Below are 18,124 nucleotides of genomic sequence, written 5' to 3' on the forward strand. Positions count from 1 at the left end.
CGGTTCGCTCACCTGGGGGCCTTCGCTTCGCTCGGTTCTGTGGCTGGTCGCCGCGGTTGGGCTGATAGCCCGAGACGTGCTAGCTGCCTGGACAGGCTCCTCCACCCTGCAGCACCGGTAGTCGGCGGGGTTATCCACAGGAAGGCTGATGGTCAGCCCCCAGAGGCATCCGGGTCAGTAGTCTCGAGAGGCGCGGATGGGGGAGATGAATGTTGATGCGATCAGGAGACGGCATGAACGGTGGTGGCGAGCAGCCGGATCTCGATGAGGCGGATTTGGCAGCGCTGCGGAAAGCGATGGACGGGCTGCGGGACAAAGGGCGACGGGAGAGTGCGACGCCGGCATCGGGATTTCGGCCGCGGTTTCCTGATCTGGAGTCCTGGGTGCACGAGTTCTTTGTGCTCACCTTCGGGCGGCACACCGAGCAGGGGCGCTGGTGTGCGCAGTGGTGGGATCACCCAGAGGCAGTCCTCCGGCTGGACGCGTTGTGGCGTACCTGGGAGGTGGCGTCGCTGGAGCCGGTTCACGGTGTGGCCGACTGGATCCATAGTCACCTGGATCCCAACCTAACGCAGCTTTTCAGCGCTGGCGGCCCGTTCGCTCTGTGCGCAGAAGGGCGGCACGTACCGACTCCAGTGCTGCCCGTGAGCCCACCGCCGGATGACTTCGGGACGCCGCCTCGGCGTTGGTGGGAGGTTCTGGGTGAGGGCGACAGGTGAACGCGGACGAGCAGCGGCGGCAGGAGTTCCTGGACGCGCTGGCTCGGATGGATGCGTGGATGGACTCCGAAGGTATCGCCTACCGGGTGATCGGCAGCCTGGCCGTCACGGCGTACGTCGACGAGGGCCGATCTCTCGACTTCGACCGTGTTGGCGCGGCCGATCCGACCCAGCGGATGCCGGACGTGGACCTGCTGGTCCCGCGCGATCGGCTGGCTCTGGTCAAGTCGTACGCCGCATCAGCGAGGAACGCCGAACTGCCGATCAAGCTCGACACGGTCGCGGCCGAGGTCTACATCGACTTCCGACCGGGCAACGAGAAGTCCTACCTGACTCACCGCAAGTTGATGTTCCCGGTGCCGAGCACGCTCTTCCGACCGCGCGCCGCGCGTCTGCTCGGACGGCAGATCAAGACCATCGACCCGCGCACGTTGCTGCACACGTTCGGCACCATCGGCGGCGTCGTCCGGCCGAAGGACGTGCCGAAGATGATCAGGCTGGCCGAAGCGATCGGCAGCGGCCGGGCGGTCAGTCGGCACTCCGAGCAGGACTGCGAGGTATTCGACCGTTTCATGGTCGCGCGCAAGCGGCAGTCACCGATGTTCATCGCGGCGAAGACCAGCTGGGAAGGCGTTCTGGACGTCCTGCCTCCGAAGGCCGCGGGGACTCTCAAGCAGCGCCTCTCACCCACCGCGCAGCGGGTGATGGACAGATGAACAGAACCGGCGGTCGCGATGGCCGGGAGCTTGAGGGCTAGCTGGACGCGCCGGGGATCCGGAGCCGGGCCAGCAGCCCGATGTGGTCTGACAGGTAGGCCGGACCGGTGGGCAGGGGCCGCTTGTCGGTGAGCAATAGATCTGTGTCGTCCACCTCGATCGCCTCGGTGACGAGGATGAAGTCGATGCAGTGCGGTTTGGTGCCTGGTGCTAGGTACTCGGTGTGGAAGGTGGGTGGGCAGTTGCCGTTGAAGGCATCGCGCAGACCTGACCGCTGCTGGAGGTCGCGGTGCAGCGTACTCGCCTGGGCGACATTGAAGTCGCCGCACACCACCGCCGGTGAGCTATCGGCTGTGACCGCCTGCGCGAGCGCAATGAACTGGTCGCGCTGCAACTGACGGAAACGGTTGTGTTCCGACCAGTCGCCGTCGGTGTTGGCCGTCGGGTGGATGTTGAGCACGCGGACTCGGCTGTCGCCCAGCCGGACGGTGAGTATTCCGCTGTGGAGGGCGTTGAGCCGGGCTCGGGCGGGTATCTCGCGCGACGATCGCGGAAGGCGTGTGTACGCCGTCCCGGCCAATGGCAGCCGCGACAGAGTGACCAGGCCGCCCGCGGGGCCGGCCACTGACAGCCGATAGGCCACATACGGGAAGGACGGCATCCCTTTCCGGAGGCGTGCCAGGTGATGGTAGGCGAAGACTTCCTGCAGGCAGACCAGATCGATGTCGCCGGCGTCGAACTCGGCCGCAATCGCGGCGAATCGCTCGGCGATGCGGGTGTCCTTCAGAGGAAGCCCACGGGTGTTCAGGGTGGCGATGGCCAGCCGCGTGCTCATGGTGGGCACATCGTACCCATCGAGGGAGCCAGTACCCCGGTGGACCAGGCCACTTACCCGGAAGCTAATCTTGACTGATTCCAGAAAAGGGGGAAGACTCTGGGTGTGCCTACGGTTGACGAGCTCCAGGAGTTGTTGCGGGGGGCTGCTCTGCGGGTGACGCGCCCGCGGTTGGCGGTGCTGGGTGCTGTGCATGCTCATCCCCACGCGGATACGGACTCGCTAATTGGGGCCGTGCGCAACGAACTTCCTGAGGTGTCGCATCAGGCTGTGTACGACTCGCTGCACACGTTGACGGCGGCGGGTCTGGTGCGGCGGATTCAGCCGATCGGGTTGGTGGCGCGGTACGAGTCGCGGGTAGGGGACAACCATCACCACGTCGTCTGCCGGTCCTGCGGTGTGATCGCCGATGTCGACTGTGCGGTCGGGCATGCGCCTTGCCTGACCGCGTCCGACGACCATGGCTTCGTGATCGACGAGGCCGAGGTCATCTACTGGGGCCTGTGCTCCGACTGCTCCACAACTCGCAGTTCCTGACTTCCTCCGAATACGTCCAGTCCTGGAAGGAATCCGATGTCCGAGAACCAGCCACTCCCCGGCGAAGGCAGCGCGGAAAGCGAAGGTAAGTGCCCCGTCGCGCACGACACCCGCGCGCCGCACCCAACCGCAGGAGGCGGAAACCGAGGCTGGTGGCCGAACCAGCTCAACCTGAAGATCCTCGCCAAGAACCCCGCGGTCTCGAACCCGCTGGGTGAGGAGTTCGACTACGCCGAGGAGTTCAAGACCCTCGACCTGGCCGCCGTGAAGAAGGACATCGCGGAGGTGCTGACCAGCTCGCAGGACTGGTGGCCGGCCGACTTCGGCAACTACGGCCCGTTCATGATCCGGATGGCGTGGCACAGCGCCGGCACGTACCGGATCAGCGACGGCCGCGGTGGCGCCGGGGCCGGGCAGCAGCGGTTCGCGCCGCTGAACAGCTGGCCGGACAACGGGAACCTGGACAAGGCCCGGCGGCTGCTGTGGCCGGTCAAGAAGAAGTACGGGCAGAAGATCTCCTGGGCCGACCTGATGATCCTCACCGGCAACGTCGCGCTGGAGTCGATGGGCTTCAAGACCTTCGGGTTCGCCGGCGGCCGTCCGGACGTCTGGGAGCCGGACGAGGACGTCTACTGGGGTCCCGAGACGACCTGGCTCGCCGACGAGCGGTACACCGGTGACCGCGAGCTCGAGAACCCGTTGGGCGCAGTACAGATGGGCCTCATCTACGTCAACCCGGAAGGTCCGAACGGCAACCCGGACCCGATCGCCGCGGCCCGCGACATCCGCGAGACGTTCGGCCGGATGGCGATGAACGACGAGGAGACCGTCGCGCTGATCGCCGGCGGGCACACGTTCGGCAAGACCCACGGTGCCGGCCCGGCCGACCACGTCGGGGTGGAGCCCGAGGGCGCGCCGATCGAGGCGCAGGGCCTGGGCTGGAAGAGCACGTACGGCACCGGCAAGGGTAAGGACGCGATCACCAGTGGCCTCGAGGTCACCTGGACCACGTCGCCGACCCAGTGGAGCAACAGCTTCTTCGAGATCCTCTTCGGGTACGAGTGGGAGCTGACGAAGAGCCCGGCCGGCGCGCACCAGTGGGTGGCCAAGGACTCCGACGACATCATCCCGGACGCCTACGACTCGGCGAAGAAGCAGAAGCCGACGATGCTGACGACCGACCTGTCGCTGCGCGTCGACCCGATCTACGAGCCGATCTCGCGGCGCTTCAAGGACAACCCGGACGAGTTCGCGGACGCGTTCGCCCGGGCCTGGTTCAAGCTGACGCACCGTGACATGGGTCCGCTCGTTCGCTACCTCGGACCGGAGGTTCCGAGCGAGGTGCTGATCTGGCAGGACCCGCTCCCCGCCATCACCCACGAGCTCATCGGCGCCGACGACATCGCCGCACTGAAGGCGAAGGTCCTCGAGTCCGGGCTGTCCGTCTCGCAGCTGGTCTCCGCCGCGTGGGCGTCGGCCTCGTCGTTCCGCGGCAGTGACAAGCGTGGTGGCGCGAACGGTGCCCGTATCCGCCTCGAGCCGCAGAACGGCTGGGAGGTCAACAACCCGGACGAGCTGGCGACGGTACTACGGACGCTCGAGGGCATCCAGGAATCGTTCAATGCCGGGGGCAAGCAGATCTCCCTGGCCGACCTGATCGTGCTCGCGGGTTCGGCGGCTGTGGAGTCGGCCGCCAAGACCGCCGGGTACGACGTCGAGGTCCCGTTCACCCCGGGTCGGGTGGACGCGTCGCAGGAGCAGACGGACGTCGAGTCGTTCGCCGCACTCGAGCCGACCGCGGACGGGTTCCGCAACTACCTCGGGAAGGGCAACCGGCTGCCGGGCGAGTACCTGCTCCTCGACAAGGCGAACCTGCTGACCCTGAGCGCGCCCGAGCTGACCGTCTTGATCGGCGGTCTGCGCGTGCTGGGCGCCAACTACGACGGCTCGTCGTACGGCGTCCTCACCGACAACCCTGGCACGCTGACCAACGACTTCTTCGTGAACCTGCTCGATCTGGGCACGGAGTGGAAGTCGGTCGACGAGAGCCAGGAGACCTTCGAGGCTCACGACGCCGCCGGTGCGGTGAAGTGGACCGGCACTCGCGCCGACCTGGTCTTCGGCTCGAACTCCGAGCTCCGCGCGCTTGCCGAGGTCTACGCGAGCGACGACGCCAAGGAGAAGTTCGTCAAGGACTTCGCAGCCGCGTGGGTCAAGGTCATGGAACTCGACCGCTTCGACCTCGCCTGATCCGTACCTGACAGAAGGCCGGCTCCCCCTCCGGGAGCCGGCCTTTCCCATTAATCAGACCGCCCTGGCCTGTATCCGAGCCATCGCGGGCCGGCGAACCAGTACCACACAGGTCGTCAGGAGCCACAGCCAGAACGGGACGTACGGCAACAACCAGAACTCCCCGGCCCGCCAGACGAACTGCGCGAACGACAGGGCGATGCCGGCGATCACGCCCCACCACCCGAGCCAACGCGGCATGGCGTTCGTCGCGACTACGATCCAGCCGCACGCGAACGCGAAGCAGCCCATCGGCAGCCAGACGTTGGTGAACCCGACGGCCGTGAGGTCGTAGGCGTACGCCAGTTGCCCCTGATCAAGGTCGGCGCTCCGGTGGGCGCCCGCTTCCTGGGCGGAGTCGAGAACAACGAACGCCGCGACCAACGCTCCGGACACGATCGCCACGGTCGAGCGCACCGGAGTCGCACCCTCGTAGCGGCGCAGCAGCAGGGGCAGGCCGACCATGAACCAGAGCAGCACCATCATCCCGATGTCGGCGACGGCCTCCACGGGCGGCAGCCACGACCTGTCCAGACCCTTCACGAACTCCGCCGCCGCGGCGGTGCTCGCGTCGGTCGGGGGTTCACCCGGCGAGCCGATGATGAGCGCGGTGAAGAGCAGTACCGTGCCGGCGATCCCGGTCAGCCCGATGGTTCGCTCGAGCGGCATGCTGCGGGTGGTGGCTGACATCGTGAACCTCCTGATGCTGTAGCGGATACTCACGACGCTAGGAATCAAGGGCTCTCTCCACAACGGGGCACACGCCGGACGACTACTGGCTGCGGGCCACCCGCTGAGGTTCAAGCGTTTGGTCTCGGTTCGGTAAACGATGTAACGCAGGGGTGGGTTGCGGCGATAGCCGGGTGAGGTAGGCGCGTGGGGGAACTCGCGCCACCGCTTGGGGCCTGGGGGAAAGACCGATGGTTGCTGCGCGCAAAAAGGCGTGGGCGGTTGTGCTTGTCGTTGTCGTCGCGGTGGTGGTTTCGCTGCTCAATGCGTCGACGGCCAATTCGATTGCCGGTCCTGGGAAGTCGCCGGGGGCGGTGACGCAGAAGGGCGTTACCTGCAACACGGTGCCGGCTGAGGAGCTCGGTGCGTGTGTGAGCCGGATGCTGACCGATCCGAACGGGGCGTATTCGCCGGATCACGTGTACACCGAGGCGGAGAAGCAGCCGGTGCGCGCGGGGCGGCAGGCCGTGGGGGTGAACGCCGGCTCGTGGTCGGTGGTCGCCGACTGTACGGTCAACGACTTCAAGCTCAACCCGGTGCACGCCAGTGTGATGAAGTCCGGCAAGGTGCTGCTGACGGCCGGGTCGGGGAACTTCAAGTCGCTCAACGAGCAGAAGGTCTTCAAGACCTGGATCTGGGATCCGGCCACACCACAGGCCTGTCCCCGGGAGATCCCGATGCCCGCGGACGTCGATCTGTTCTGCTCCGGGCACTCGCACCTCACCGACGGACGCATCCTCTTCTTCGGCGGTACGGGTCACTACGCGTCGGCGGAGCTGTACTACACCGGCGTACGGGAGACCTACGCGTTCGACGAGGTCACGGAGAAGTTCACCTTCACCGGGCTGATGAGCGTGGCCCGCTGGTATCCGAACGGACCGGTCAACGCCGCGGGCAACCCGGTCGTCACCAGTGGACTGGATGCCACCGGCAAGGTGACGAACATCAACGAGACCTACAACCCCTACACGGGCAAGTGGACGACGCTTCCCGGTACCCGGATCTTCCCGATGTACGCCGGCCTCGTGCTCAGGAAGAACGGCACGTTCTGCTACTCCGGCGCCAACATGGGCGGCAAGGCCGGTGCGAAACCCGGCTGCTGGAACTGGACGAACAACGCCTTCTATCCGATTCCCGGGCTGCCGTACCCCGACTGCCGGGACCAGGCGAGCACGTTGCTCTTGTACCCGGCCCAGGCCCAGAAGTTCATGATCATCGGCGGTGGATGCCCGACCGGCGTCACCGGGACGACGGCGACGGTGGACATGAACGCGGCGGCGCACAAGTTCACCGCAGGTCCGTCGCTGGGCTTCTCGGCGATGCACAGCTGCGCGACCGTGTTGCCGGACAAGTCCGCTTTCGTTGCCGGCGGCGCCGATCACAACACCAATCCGCGGCTGCAGGCGGTTCGCTTGCCCGCCGGCGCCAACGCCTGGGAACAGGTGGCCAGTCCGACGGTGGGACGCATGTATCACAGCACGTGTGTGCTGTTGTCCAACGGCTCCGTCGTCACGATGGGCACGACTGCTCCCGGGAACGTGGTGGAGTCGCGATTCGAGGTCTACCAGCCCTGGTACATGCAGGCGGGGGTCACTCGGCCGACTTTCACAGGTGTGTCCCCGACGCTGAAGCTCGGTGGTACGCATCAGGCGACCTTCACCGGACCGGCATCGGTGACGAGCGCCTCGCTCCACCGGCTCACGTCGGTGACCCACTCGTCGGATCCGAACCAGAGAGCCGTCGATGTGCCGGTCACCGCGTCGGGCACCTGGGGACGGGTCAACCTGAAGATCGAGGCGAACCCGGGGATACTGCCGCCGGGCGTCTACCAGCTGTTCCTCCGCGACTGGCGCGGCATCCCGTCGGAAGCCAAGATCGTGCGCGTCGTCCCGGCAACCGCGACCACAGCCGCAGGAGCCGGCGCACCCGCTTCGGTCGGCGTACCGGCGGCCGGCGCGCCTGCAGCCGCGGTACCAGCTGTCGGCCCCGCTTCGACCGGTACGCCGTCGCCGGCAGCCGCCTGCTGTTGTTGCTAGTTGTGGCAAATGAGAACGCCGTAGTGGGGGCCGCAGTCTGACGTAGTCTGCAAGAGTCCTTGCTGGTCCGCCTAAGGGGTTCGACATGCGCTTCCATCACGACCGAGTCCCGGGGCAGGATCTGACTTTCAGTGACGTGTTCCTCGTGCCGAACCGATCGGCGGTCAACTCTCGGCTGGACGTGGATCTGTCGACCGGGGACGGGACCGGGGCCTCGATCCCGATCGTCGCGGCGAACATGACCGCGGTGTCCGGCCGGCGGATGGCGGAGACGATTGCCAGGTGTGGTGGGCTGGCGGTGATTCCGCAGGACATCCCGGTCGAGGTGGTCGGCGAGGTGGTGTCGTGGATCAAGGAGCGGCACCCGGTGTACGACACACCGCTGGTGATGCCGCCGAACGGGATCGTCGGCGAGGCGCTGAATCTGTTGCCCAAGCGCGGGCACGGGGCCGTGATCGTGGTCGAGGACGGCCGGGCCGTGGGCGTGGTGACCGATGCCGACTGCGAGGGCGTGGATCGGTACACCCAGCTCGAATCGATCATGTCGCGCGAGTTGCTGACGTTGCCGGCCGGGATCGCTGCCGAGGAGGCGTTCGACCAGTTGCACGACGGGCGGCATCGGCTGGCGCCGGTGGTCGACGAGGCGGGCCGGATCGTCGGGATCCTCACCCGCCAGCGCGCGCTCCGGGCCACGTTGTACCAGCCCGCTGTCGACGCGGCCGGGAAGCTGCGAGTCGCGGCCGCCATCGGGATCAACGGTGACGCCGAGCAGAAGGCGAAATCGTTGCTGGACGCAGGCATCGACGTACTGGTGATCGACACTGCGCACGGTCACCAGGAGCGGATGATCGAAGTACTCCGGCTCGTCCGCGCCCTTCAGCCCGACGTACCGATCGTGGCCGGCAACGTGGTCACCGCCGAAGGAGTCACCGATCTCGTCGAGGCCGGGGCCGACATCGTGAAGGTCGGGGTCGGACCGGGTGCCATGTGCACCACCCGGATGCAGACGGCAGTCGGCCGGCCGCAGTTCTCGGCGGTGCTCGAGTGCGCGACCAGGGCGCGTGAGCTCGGCAAGCACGTCTGGGCCGACGGCGGTGTCCGGCACCCACGGGACGTGGCGCTCGCGTTGGCGGCGGGCGCGTCCAGCGTGATGATCGGCTCGTGGTTCGCCGGTACGTACGAGTCGCCTGGTGATCCGCATCGCGACAACGACGGCCGCATCTACAAGGAGAGCTTCGGTATGGCGTCGGCGCGAGCGGTCGCGCTCCGGACGGCCGACGACAGCCCGTTCCAGCGGGCCCGCAAGAGCTTCTTCGGCGAGGGGATCTCGACGGCGCGGATGTATCTGGACCCGGAGCGGCCGAGCGTCGAGGATCTGCTCGACTCGATCGTGTCCGGCATTCGCAGCTCCTGCACGTACGCCGGCGCGACGACCCTCGCCGAGTTCCACGAGCGCGCCATCGTCGGCATCCAGACCGCCGCCGGCTACACCGAAGGCCGCCCGGTCGACACCAGTTGGTGAGCCCGGCGGCGTGCTGTTGACAGGCGGTCACGGCCGGGGGACGCTCGGATAACGCGGCACGAGGGGGCTTGATGCCGCAGCGTCCATTTGGGGGAAAACCGTTATGCCTGCCAAGAAAAAAGCTGCCGAGAACAATCCTGCCCAGCCTGATGAGCAGATGTCCGCCGCGTTGCGCGAGTTCATCCGCACCGAGGGCTCGAAGTACTTGAAGGACCCGAACGTCTCGTCGATCGGGATCGGGTACAAGATCCGCAAGGGCAAGCCGACCAAGGAACTGTCGATCCAGTTCACGGTGAGCCAGAAGGTCGTTCCGGAACAGTTCGGCGAGCTGGCGACCGAAGAACTACCCGCATCCATCACGGTCGCCGGGGTCGAGATCCCGACCGATGTGGTCGAGCGGACGTACCATCCTGACTTCAGAGTCGTCCCCGAGGCGGCCGTGGACAAGCGCAAGGTCCGCATCGATCCGGTCCGGCCCGGCGTCAGCGTCGGCCATCAGACGATCACCGCCGGGACGATCGGCGCGATCGTGTACGACATCGAGACCGGCCGGCCGTGTGTGTTGTCCAACTGGCACGTGCTGCACGGCGAGGACGGCGAGCTCGGCGATGTCGTCGTTCAGCCTGGTCCGCACGACGACAACCGGACCGAGCGCAACCTTCTCGGCCCATTGCTGCGATCCCATCTCGGCATCGCCGGTGACGGTGCGATTGCCGGGGTCGAGGGACGGGACCTCGATCCGTCGATCTTCGAGCTCGACGTCGTGCCGGATGAACTCGGTGATCCGCAGCTCGGCGACAAGGTGGTCAAGAGCGGCCGGACCACCGGAGTCACCCACGGCATCGTCCGACGGGTCGACACCATCGTGAAGCTCGACTACGGCCCGGAAGCGGGCGTCGTCGAGATCGGCGGCTTCGAGATCGGCATCGACCCCGGCAAACGCCCCCGGGACGACGAGATCAGCAAGGGCGGCGATTCGGGCGCGGCCTGGATGTTCAAGGCGCCGAACGGCCGGCCGACCAAGATTCTGGCCGGTATCCATTTCGCCGGTGAAGGGCCGAACGATCCGGATGAACACGCGCTGGCCTGCCTGCCGCGGTCCTTGTTCCAGAAGCTCGGCATCACCCTGGTCCAACCCGAACAGGCCCTCGTGGTCAGCGGCTTCGACCCGAATTTCCTCAGCGTCCCGGTCGGCGTACCGGTGCTGGACCCGGCCGCCGCTGACGACGCAGTACAGCTCGACGGCTCGGTCAAGATCGACTACACGCATTTCTCGCTGACGATGAGCCGCGACCGCAAGTTCGCGCACTGGGTCGCGTGGAACGTCGACGGCGGCGGGCTGAAGAAGATCACCCGCACCGGTATCCCGTTCATCAAGGATCCGAGGCTGTCGGCCGACGTCCAGATCGGTGACGAGCTGTACCGCGACAACCGCCTCGACCGCGGTCACCTGGCCCGGCGGGCCGATCTGCTCTGGGGATCGCTGGACGAGGCGAAGCAGGCCAACCGCGACTCGTTCTTCTTCACCAACATCACCCCGCAGATGGACGACTTCAACCAGCGCACCAAGGACGGACTCTGGGGCCGGCTGGAGGACGCGGTCTTCGCCGACGTCGATGTCGAGGACCTCCGCGTCAGCGTCTACGGCGGCCCGGTCTTCAAAGAGGACGACCGGGTTTTCCGCGGCGAGAAGATCCCGCGGGAGTTCTGGAAGGTGATCACCTTCGTCGAAGCCGGCGCGCTGAAGGCCAGCGCGTTCCTGCTGACCCAGAACCTGAACCAGCTGGAAGCGCTCGAACTCGACGAGTTCCGGGTCTTCCAGGTCTCGATTGCCGAGCTGGAGAACCGAACGAAGGTACGCCTCCCCGAAGCGGTCCACGCCGCCGACACCGCGCCACCCGTGGTCGAGGCACTCGGACCGCCACAACCTCTGGGGGACCTGTCCCAAATCGTCTGGACCTGAATCCGAAGATCCCCGGCCCCCGCCACCGCAGCCGCTTTGAAGCGGTCTGCAGGGCGGGGGCTGCTTAGCGCGAGCCCATGACTGTGCCAGGGTGGGTTGCGTGAGGCGCGGGTCGGGTGGTCGCGGAGGTTGGGATGAGGAATCGGGTGGCGGCCGGATTGCTGGTGGTCGCGTTTGCGATGGCGGGGGTGGCGGCGGGTCATGGGAATGCGGCCGGGCCGAAGGCGGACGGGATCCGGTGTGAGCTGAGTCTGGAAGGGGTCGCGCCGGAGGAGCGGCGTACGGACGTCGAGGAACCGGTGCTCGCGGTGACGAAGGAATCGTCGGGGCTGGTCAAGGGGTATCTGTTCAGCCAGTCCGCCGTACTGATGGCGCAGAACGTCTGCAGCGAGCCGGTTCAGGTGATGTGGGAGAGCCGCAGGGAAGGACTGCGCATCGACGGAGTCCCCTTCACTGGGAGCGCGGTCTCAGAGGTGCCCGTGTACGACGGGGATCCGCTGGGCGCGCGTAGTTGGCAGGGGAGTTCCGACAACCGCAAGGTCGAGTTCAACAAGGTCGAGTTGGACATCAGGCTCGGTACCGATCTCCAGCAGGTGTCCGCGGTCCCGCAGGATGACGGCTCGATCGACGTGATCTACATGGCCCTCAAATACACCCCCGACGCGAAGGGTCTTGCGCCGTATCCCGACATCGGTGTGACCGTGCAGAAGCGGTGCGACGGCGGCGACTGGACCGAACTGGCCAAGACGGTCAGCTCTCCCGACGGCGAGTTCAACGTCACGATCGCCCCGGACGAGTGCGCCGACCTCGAGCTCCGGGGCTTCGTCGACGACGCCCCGGATGCGTGGGGGCTGCCCGTGGCGCTGAGCCTATAGATGACCGAGCTGCTCCAGCCCTTTACGGCCCAAGGTCGTCTGGGTCGGCGAGGGTGATGTCGAGGGCTGAGGCCATGGCGGCGGTGACGGCGAGGGTGTCGATGGGGGAGGCGTTGGCGATGGTGGCGCCGCTGAGGCTGGCGATGCCGCGGGTGCCCTCCCAGGTGCAGTCGGCGAAGATCGCGCCGCGGGCCTTCGCCTGGGAGAACTCGGCCGTGGTCAGGTCGCAGCGGCGGAACACCGTGCCGCTGAGGTCGGCGGAGACGAAGTCGGCGTTCTGCAGGCGGCAGTCGGTGAACTCCACCCTGACGAACTTCGCGAACCGGAACGAGCTGAAGTCGAGCACTGAGTCCCGGACGGTCACGTGCAGCAGGCTGAGGCCGGGCCCGGCGAATCCGGTCAGCCGGGACGACGTCACCCGCATCCGGGTCACAGCGGCGTCGGACCAGCGTGCGTTGGCGAGGTCGCAGTGGTCGAGGACGACGTCGACCAGGATCGGCTTGTCCAGGTCGGAGCCGCCCAGCCTGCATCGGGTCAGCCGGCTGCCGCTGAGCTCGAGGTGCTCGGCGACGAGATCGCTGAGGTCGAGATCGGTCAACTCGAGCTCGAGCAGGCGGTCCTCGTCGTCGATCTCGTCCGGGGTGAGCGTCGCCGTGGTCAGATCGGCGCGCAGCCTTGGCTCGGCGATCTTCGAGGCGGGTTTCGTTGCAGCCATGCGGACACCGTAACGACGGCTGCCGACAAGTCAGTCGGTGACGAACCGGGCGGCGGCCCCGATCAGCCCCGAGTGCTCCGTGTCGTCGGTGACCACCACGTCGTACGGAAACACCTGATGGACCAGGTCGAAAGCGCCCGAGATCGCCCCGCCGAACACCACCCGGGTCGCGTCGAACCGTTGCAACCAAGGCGTCAGCGCCTCCGACAGCACCGAGAACGCGTCCACCAGCACCTCATGCGCCACCTTGGACCCGGCCCGCGCGGACTCGGCGATCTCCTTGACCCCGATCCCCTCCCGATCGGCGCCGCGATCGGAGCCGACGCGATCGAAGTACGAGGCCAGGATCGCCCGCGACGAGATCCAGTCCTCGATCGGCTTCCCCTGGTACGACGTCCGGTACAGCTCACCACCCGGCGGCACCGTGTCACCGCTGCGGACCACGCGTCCGCCGGACAGGAACGCCGTCCCGATCCCGGTGCCGATGGTGACGCCGACGCACCGTTCCAGCCCACGAAGGGTGCCCGCCGACCACTCGCCGATCGAGAACGCCTCCGCGTCGTTCACGAACACAATCCGGTCCAGTTTCAGCAGGTCCCGCAGGCTCTTGCCCAGGTCGTGCCCGTAGAGCGAGTCGAACTTCTGTACGCCGCGGTGCCAGGAGACCCCGGTCTCGTAGTCGAACGGACCGGGTATCGCCATCGCCAGCCCATTTGCCAGCGGCAACTGATCCGCTGCCCGGCCGAGTTGCGCGACGATCTCCTCGGCCGTGGTCCGCGAGTCCAGCTTCGCCCGTTCGACCAGTTCGACCGCCCAGTCGTCCGGCGACACCACCGCGGCGGTCACATGACTGCCGCCGACCTCCAGCACCGACACCCCAGAACTGTTGCCCATACCCCACATCATCGCGTAGGTCGCGGCGAAACCCCGTCCTTCAAGGCGGGGAACGGCGACTGCCTTCCTTCGGGGATTGGGGATTGTCGGTCCCGGCTGATTGGATGGATTCCATGTCCCGGTTCCGGATGTACCCGACTCCCGCGCAGCAGGCTGCGTTGCGGGTGCAGTGCGGGCACGCCCGGTACGTGTGGAACCTGGCGTTTGAGCAGTGGTCGAGAGTGAATCCTGCGTACACGTCGCAGACCTGTAGCGTCTGTGGGCACTGCGCACCGGAGAACCGCGATAGCCAAGCGGTGTTCAGGTGCGTGGCCTGCGGGCATCGGGCGAATGCGGATGTGAATGCGGCTGTGAACATCGCGGCCGGACGGGCCGTCAGCGCACGCCGAGAGACGCCGCCACGGGCCTCGTTGAAGCGTGAACCTCAACGCTACCTCCGCGTAGTGGTTGGAATCCCCGTCCTTCAGGGCGGGGAGGACGTCAAGTCCAACAAGCTCGTACTACGTGCTGCCGCGATCGCCGCGGCCTCCGCGTTCGTCATGCTCGGCGCGGCCAACTCCGCCTCGGCCCACGTCACGGTGTCGTCGCCGGACGCCAAGCCGGGCGGTTACGCCAAGCTGGTGTTCCGGGTGCCGACCGAGTCCGACACCGCCGCCACCACCAAGCTGGTCGTGTCGCTGCCGAAGGATCACCCGTTCGCGCATGTCGGCGCGCAGGTGAAGGACGGCTGGAAGGTGGTCAAGACCACCGAGAAGCTGCCCGCGGCGGTCAAGGTCGGCGACGTCACGCTGACCGAGGCGATCACCACAGTCACCTGGACGGCGACCGCCGGCGGCGTACCGGCGAACGAATTCGACGAGTTCGCGCTGTCGGTCGGGCGGTTGCCGGAAGGCGTTGACTCGCTCAGCTTCCCGGCCGAGCAGACCTACAGCGACGGGGAGGTGGTCAAGTGGGCCGAGGTCTCCAAGAGGGACACCGACAAGCCCGAGCACCCCGCGCCGGCGCTGAAGCTGGCCGCCGCGATCACCCCGGTCGCCGCCACCACGGACGCGGCGGAGGACGGCGGGGCCGACCCGCTCGCCCGTGCCCTGGGTGGGGCCGGCCTGCTACTGGGCCTGATCGGCCTCGGGCTCGGCCTGCGCGCTCGTCGGCCGACGAGCGCCGCGGTCGCCGCCGACCCGGCCGACGGTTCCGGCGCCGGACCGGACAGCGGCGCGGGGCCGGTGTCGGGCGGCGGGTCATCTCAGGCGAAGCTGTAGTCGTGCGTCGACTCGTTGCTCTGCTGGTGGCGTCGCTGCTGGTCCTGGTGGTCTCCACCGGGCCGGCGGCGGCGCACGCCAAGCTGGAATCGATCACGCCGGCCGACGGTTCGACGATGGCCGCGCCGCCGACCGAGGTGGTGCTCACCTTCAACGAACCGGTCGGCAGCACCGGCGCCCAGGTCGTGGTCAGGACGCCCAGCGGTACGGACGTGTCCACCGGTGAGCTCAAGGTGGTCGACAACACGGTGACCCAGCCGGTCGGGGCGATGATCGAGGCCGGGAAGTACCGGGTCGACGCGCGGATCACCTCGGCCGACGGACACCCGATCACGGTCTCGGCGAGCTTCACCGTCACGCACGCCGGGCATCCGCCGGTCCAGCCGACTTCGGGCAGCACGCCGGCTGAGGGTGGCACGAACGTGGTGGCGATCGTCGGGGCGTTCCTGGTGATGCTGGTCGTCGTGGCGCTCGCGATCGTAATCGTCCGGCGCCGGCCGACAGCCTCATGAAGAAGGCGCTCAGCGCCGGATTTGTTGCCGCAGGCACCGTAGTACTGATGGTGGCGCTGCTCGCCGCGGGTGGTGCGCCGGAGTCGTTGCCGGCCAGTCTGTCCGGTCCTGGGCAGCCCGTGTCGTGGGCTGTTCCCGTACTGCGGCTGGTGGCTGATGTGGCTGCCATCGCGTGTGGTGGTGCCGTGCTCGCGGCCGTCGTACTGATGCGGGCCGATGAGGGTGGGAACCTCGGAAAACAAGGGCTTCGGGCTTGTCAGGATGCTGCGATCCTGGCTGCGGTGTGGGCGGTTGCGAGCATTGGCGGCCTGGTCGCGACCGCGTCGGTGATCCTCGGCGTACCGCTGTCGCACCTTCCCGAACACGCTGAGCTCGCCGGATCCGTGAGTCAGGTCAGGGCGCTGGCGGCGGCCGTCGTACTGACTGCTGTTCTCGCTGTCGTGTTGAGTGGTTGCCGAACGGTGGCGACGGCTCGTGTTGCGCTCGGGCTGACGGCCGCGGCTCTGGTCGGTCCGTTGCTGACCGGACACGGCGCGATCGAGCGGACCGGGTTCTGGTCGGTGCTAGCGACCTCCTCGCTCGTACTGCACGTGTTCGCTGCAGTTGCGTGGATTGGTGGGCTCGGCGCGTTGCTGCGGTACACCCGGGAGCGGGCCGCGATCGAGCGGTTCAGCCGGCTCGCGCTGAGCTGCGCCATCACGATCGGGGTGACCGGGCTGCTCACCGCCGAGATCCACCTGGGCGGTCGCGACGACGGTTGGGGCCTGATCAGCCAGTGGGTGACCACCGGGTACGGCGCGCTCGTCTTCGCCAAGGCGGTCGCGTTCGCCATCCTGGTCTGCATCGGCTGGTGGCACCGCCAGTCCACCCTGCCCGCCCTGGCCGACCGCCCGACAGCCTTCTGGCGCCTGGCCGCAGTCGAGCTCCTCGTCATGGCCGGCACCGTAGGCCTGGCTGTTGCCCTCTCCCGAACCCCGTAACCCTTTGCCCGATCGTGCACCGCTAATCCTCAGGTCGGTGATATGTCAACAGCGCCGGTATCCTGGCTGGATGACGGAGACGCGGTGGCTTGATGCGCGGGAGGCGCATCTGTGGCAGTCCTACCGGGCCAGCTATCGCGAGCTGCTGGCCGCGCTGGAGACCCGGCTGACCAGCAATTCCGGCCTGTCCGGCGCGGACTACGCGCTGCTGCACCCGCTGTCGACCTCCGACTGCGGAGTACTGCGGACGCGGGACCTCGGCAAGTCGGTCGGCTGGGAGCGCAGCCGGTTGTCGCATCAGGTCAGCCGGATGGAGAAGCGCGGTCTGGTGACCCGCGAGGAGTGCGAGTCCGACGCGCGCGGCTCGATGGTCCGGATCACCGAGCTCGGCCGCAAGGCGATCGAGGCGGCCGCCCCCGATCACGTCGAAGCCGTCCGCTCGTACCTGCTCGACCGGCTCACCCGCGAGGAGCAGGACGTCCTCACCGCGCTGCTCGACCGCGTCCTCGACGGCCTGCCCGCCCGCGACCTCTGCCGCGGCGACGGCAGCATCCCGTCCGACTGCTGATCGCCGCTGCCCGAGCGGGTTTAATGGCCGCATGCTTGATCCGGACGATGTATGGAGTGACGACCTCGGGCCATCCGGGGTCGTCGTTCGTTCTGCCGAGAAGCTGGACGGCGGAGTCGCGAACAGCACCTGGCGGGTCACCCTTGCCGATGGTGAAGTGGTGGTCGTCAAGACCTCCAGTACTGCGCCCGACGGCTTGTTCGCAGCGGAGGCCGCCGGCCTGGAGATCCTTCGTGAGCATGGCTTGCGTACTCCGGAAATGCTCGCGGTCAGCCAGAGATCGTTGACGCTGGAGGCGTTGGAACCCGCCAAGCCTGAGACGGACAGGTTCTGGGAGGCGGCCGGCCGCGCGATCGCCGGGCTGCACGGCACAACCTCGCCGAAGTTCGGCTGGGATCACGACGGCTGGCTCGGCCGGCTTCCCCAGGAGAACGACTGGGACGACGACGGGCACCGGTTCTTCGCGACCCGCCGGATCCTCCGCTACTTCCGCGAGCCGAAGCTCCAGCAAGCACTGGACACCGCCGACCTTGCCGCGTTGGAGCGCCTGTGTGATCGGCTCGGGGACCTGCTTCCAGCGGCTCCCGCGGTGCTTACCCATGGGGATCTGTGGCACGCCAACATCATCGCGACCGCCGACGGCGAGCCGGTCTTCATTGACCCGGCAGTGAGCTGGACCTGGGCCGAGGTCGACATCAGCATGGCCTACTGCACCGGCAGTGTGCCTGAGCGTTTCTTCGCCGCCTACCACGAGCTCAGGCCGCCCGAACCCGGCTGGCGGGAGCGGATGGAACTCCTCAACCTGCGCGAGCGCCTCTGCGTGCTCGCCCACTTCGGCCCGACCGGGGATTGCGTCGCCCGGATCCGCGAAACCCTCGACCGCTTCGCGTAACCGGGCGATGACACGCCGTCGCGCGGGGCGGCGGATCGAGCGGGCGGAAAGAATGAGTGAGTCTGTTCGGTATGCGCGCTGAA

General features: G+C 67.5%; 17 protein-coding genes and 1 pseudogene. 14 read left to right on the plus strand and 4 right to left on the minus strand.

Annotated elements, in window-relative coordinates; translation table 11 throughout:
- Positions 1–215 precede the first annotated feature (215 nt).
- Positions 216–719, plus strand: coding sequence for a DUF4913 domain-containing protein (locus tag EV643_RS24280; RefSeq protein ID WP_166665559.1), 504 nt, complete (start codon positions 216–218; stop codon positions 717–719).
- On the plus strand, positions 716–1,435 hold the full coding sequence (locus EV643_RS24285; RefSeq protein ID WP_133802432.1) for a hypothetical protein: 720 nt from the start codon (positions 716–718) through the stop codon (positions 1,433–1,435). Before EV643_RS24280 ends, EV643_RS24285 begins: the two co-directional genes overlap by 4 nt.
- Before the next feature lie 37 nt (positions 1,436–1,472).
- On the opposite strand, the gene EV643_RS24290 is transcribed toward EV643_RS24285, so the two are convergent.
- Positions 1,473–2,270, minus strand: coding sequence for an endonuclease/exonuclease/phosphatase family protein (locus tag EV643_RS24290; protein WP_133802433.1), 798 nt, complete (start codon positions 2,268–2,270; stop codon positions 1,473–1,475).
- A 105-nt stretch (positions 2,271–2,375) separates the two neighbouring features.
- Between EV643_RS24290 and EV643_RS24295 the strand changes: the two genes are divergently transcribed.
- Together EV643_RS24295 and katG are read left to right on the plus strand one after the other, a co-directional pair.
- Complete coding sequence (locus tag EV643_RS24295; protein ID WP_133802434.1) at positions 2,376–2,807, plus strand: Fur family transcriptional regulator; 432 nt, start codon at positions 2,376–2,378, stop codon at positions 2,805–2,807.
- Between the two features lie 36 nt (positions 2,808–2,843).
- Positions 2,844–5,057: a catalase/peroxidase HPI gene (gene katG, locus EV643_RS24300; protein WP_133802435.1), complete on the plus strand. Its 2,214-nt coding sequence runs from the start codon at positions 2,844–2,846 to the stop codon at positions 5,055–5,057.
- Between the two features lie 54 nt (positions 5,058–5,111).
- On the opposite strand, the gene EV643_RS24305 is transcribed toward katG, so the two are convergent.
- On the minus strand, positions 5,112–5,786 hold the full coding sequence (locus EV643_RS24305; protein WP_133802436.1) for a DUF4386 family protein: 675 nt from the start codon (positions 5,784–5,786) through the stop codon (positions 5,112–5,114).
- Positions 5,787–6,016: 230 nt separating this feature from the next.
- Here EV643_RS24305 and EV643_RS24310 point away from each other — a divergent pair, with 230 nt between their 5' ends.
- The 4 genes from EV643_RS24310 (at position 6,017) to EV643_RS24325 (ending at position 12,221) form a co-directional block, all read left to right on the plus strand.
- The gene (locus EV643_RS24310) at positions 6,017–7,861 is read left to right on the plus strand and encodes a galactose oxidase early set domain-containing protein (RefSeq protein WP_133802437.1); all 1,845 of its coding nucleotides are present in this window, start codon (positions 6,017–6,019) and stop codon (positions 7,859–7,861) included.
- 85 nt (positions 7,862–7,946) lie between these two features.
- The gene (locus EV643_RS24315; RefSeq protein ID WP_133802438.1) at positions 7,947–9,383 is read left to right on the plus strand and encodes a GuaB1 family IMP dehydrogenase-related protein; all 1,437 of its coding nucleotides are present in this window, start codon (positions 7,947–7,949) and stop codon (positions 9,381–9,383) included.
- A 103-nt stretch (positions 9,384–9,486) separates the two neighbouring features.
- Positions 9,487–11,346, plus strand: coding sequence for a DNA/RNA non-specific endonuclease (locus EV643_RS45820; protein WP_133802439.1), 1,860 nt, complete (start codon positions 9,487–9,489; stop codon positions 11,344–11,346).
- Between the two features lie 134 nt (positions 11,347–11,480).
- Positions 11,481–12,221 carry a hypothetical protein gene (locus EV643_RS24325; protein WP_133802440.1) on the plus strand — a complete coding sequence of 247 codons (741 nt, stop codon included), beginning with the start codon at positions 11,481–11,483 and terminating at the stop codon, positions 12,219–12,221.
- A gap of 22 nt (positions 12,222–12,243) precedes the next feature.
- On the opposite strand, the gene EV643_RS24330 is transcribed toward EV643_RS24325, so the two are convergent.
- Positions 12,244–12,936, minus strand: coding sequence for a pentapeptide repeat-containing protein (locus EV643_RS24330; RefSeq protein WP_133802441.1), 693 nt, complete (start codon positions 12,934–12,936; stop codon positions 12,244–12,246).
- A gap of 30 nt (positions 12,937–12,966) precedes the next feature.
- Positions 12,967–13,830, minus strand: coding sequence for an ROK family protein (locus EV643_RS24335; protein ID WP_133802442.1), 864 nt, complete (start codon positions 13,828–13,830; stop codon positions 12,967–12,969).
- A gap of 128 nt (positions 13,831–13,958) precedes the next feature.
- Between EV643_RS24335 and EV643_RS45825 the strand changes: the two are divergent.
- From EV643_RS45825 to EV643_RS24360, 6 genes and pseudogenes are all read left to right on the plus strand, one after another.
- A pseudogene (locus tag EV643_RS45825) lies at positions 13,959–14,177 on the plus strand (zinc ribbon domain-containing protein); the annotation flags it as partial.
- A 96-nt stretch (positions 14,178–14,273) separates the two neighbouring features.
- Positions 14,274–15,089, plus strand: a complete 816-nt coding sequence (locus EV643_RS44270) for a YcnI family copper-binding membrane protein (RefSeq protein ID WP_238165779.1) — start codon at positions 14,274–14,276, stop codon at positions 15,087–15,089.
- 2 nt (positions 15,090–15,091) lie between these two features.
- Entirely contained in the window at positions 15,092–15,601 is a 510-nt protein-coding gene (locus EV643_RS24345) for a copper resistance CopC family protein (protein WP_238165761.1), read from the plus strand.
- On the plus strand, positions 15,598–16,581 hold the full coding sequence (locus tag EV643_RS24350; protein ID WP_133802444.1) for a CopD family protein: 984 nt from the start codon (positions 15,598–15,600) through the stop codon (positions 16,579–16,581). Before EV643_RS24345 ends, EV643_RS24350 begins: the two co-directional genes overlap by 4 nt.
- A 70-nt stretch (positions 16,582–16,651) precedes the next feature.
- The gene (locus tag EV643_RS24355; protein ID WP_133802445.1) at positions 16,652–17,149 is read left to right on the plus strand and encodes a MarR family winged helix-turn-helix transcriptional regulator; all 498 of its coding nucleotides are present in this window, start codon (positions 16,652–16,654) and stop codon (positions 17,147–17,149) included.
- 31 nt (positions 17,150–17,180) lie between these two features.
- Positions 17,181–18,041 carry a fructosamine kinase family protein gene (locus EV643_RS24360; protein WP_133802446.1) on the plus strand — a complete coding sequence of 287 codons (861 nt, stop codon included), beginning with the start codon at positions 17,181–17,183 and terminating at the stop codon, positions 18,039–18,041.
- Positions 18,042–18,124: the final 83 nt, after the last annotated feature.

It is taken from the genome of Kribbella caucasensis (genome assembly GCF_004361855.1).
Classification (GTDB): domain Bacteria; phylum Actinomycetota; class Actinomycetes; order Propionibacteriales; family Kribbellaceae; genus Kribbella; species Kribbella caucasensis.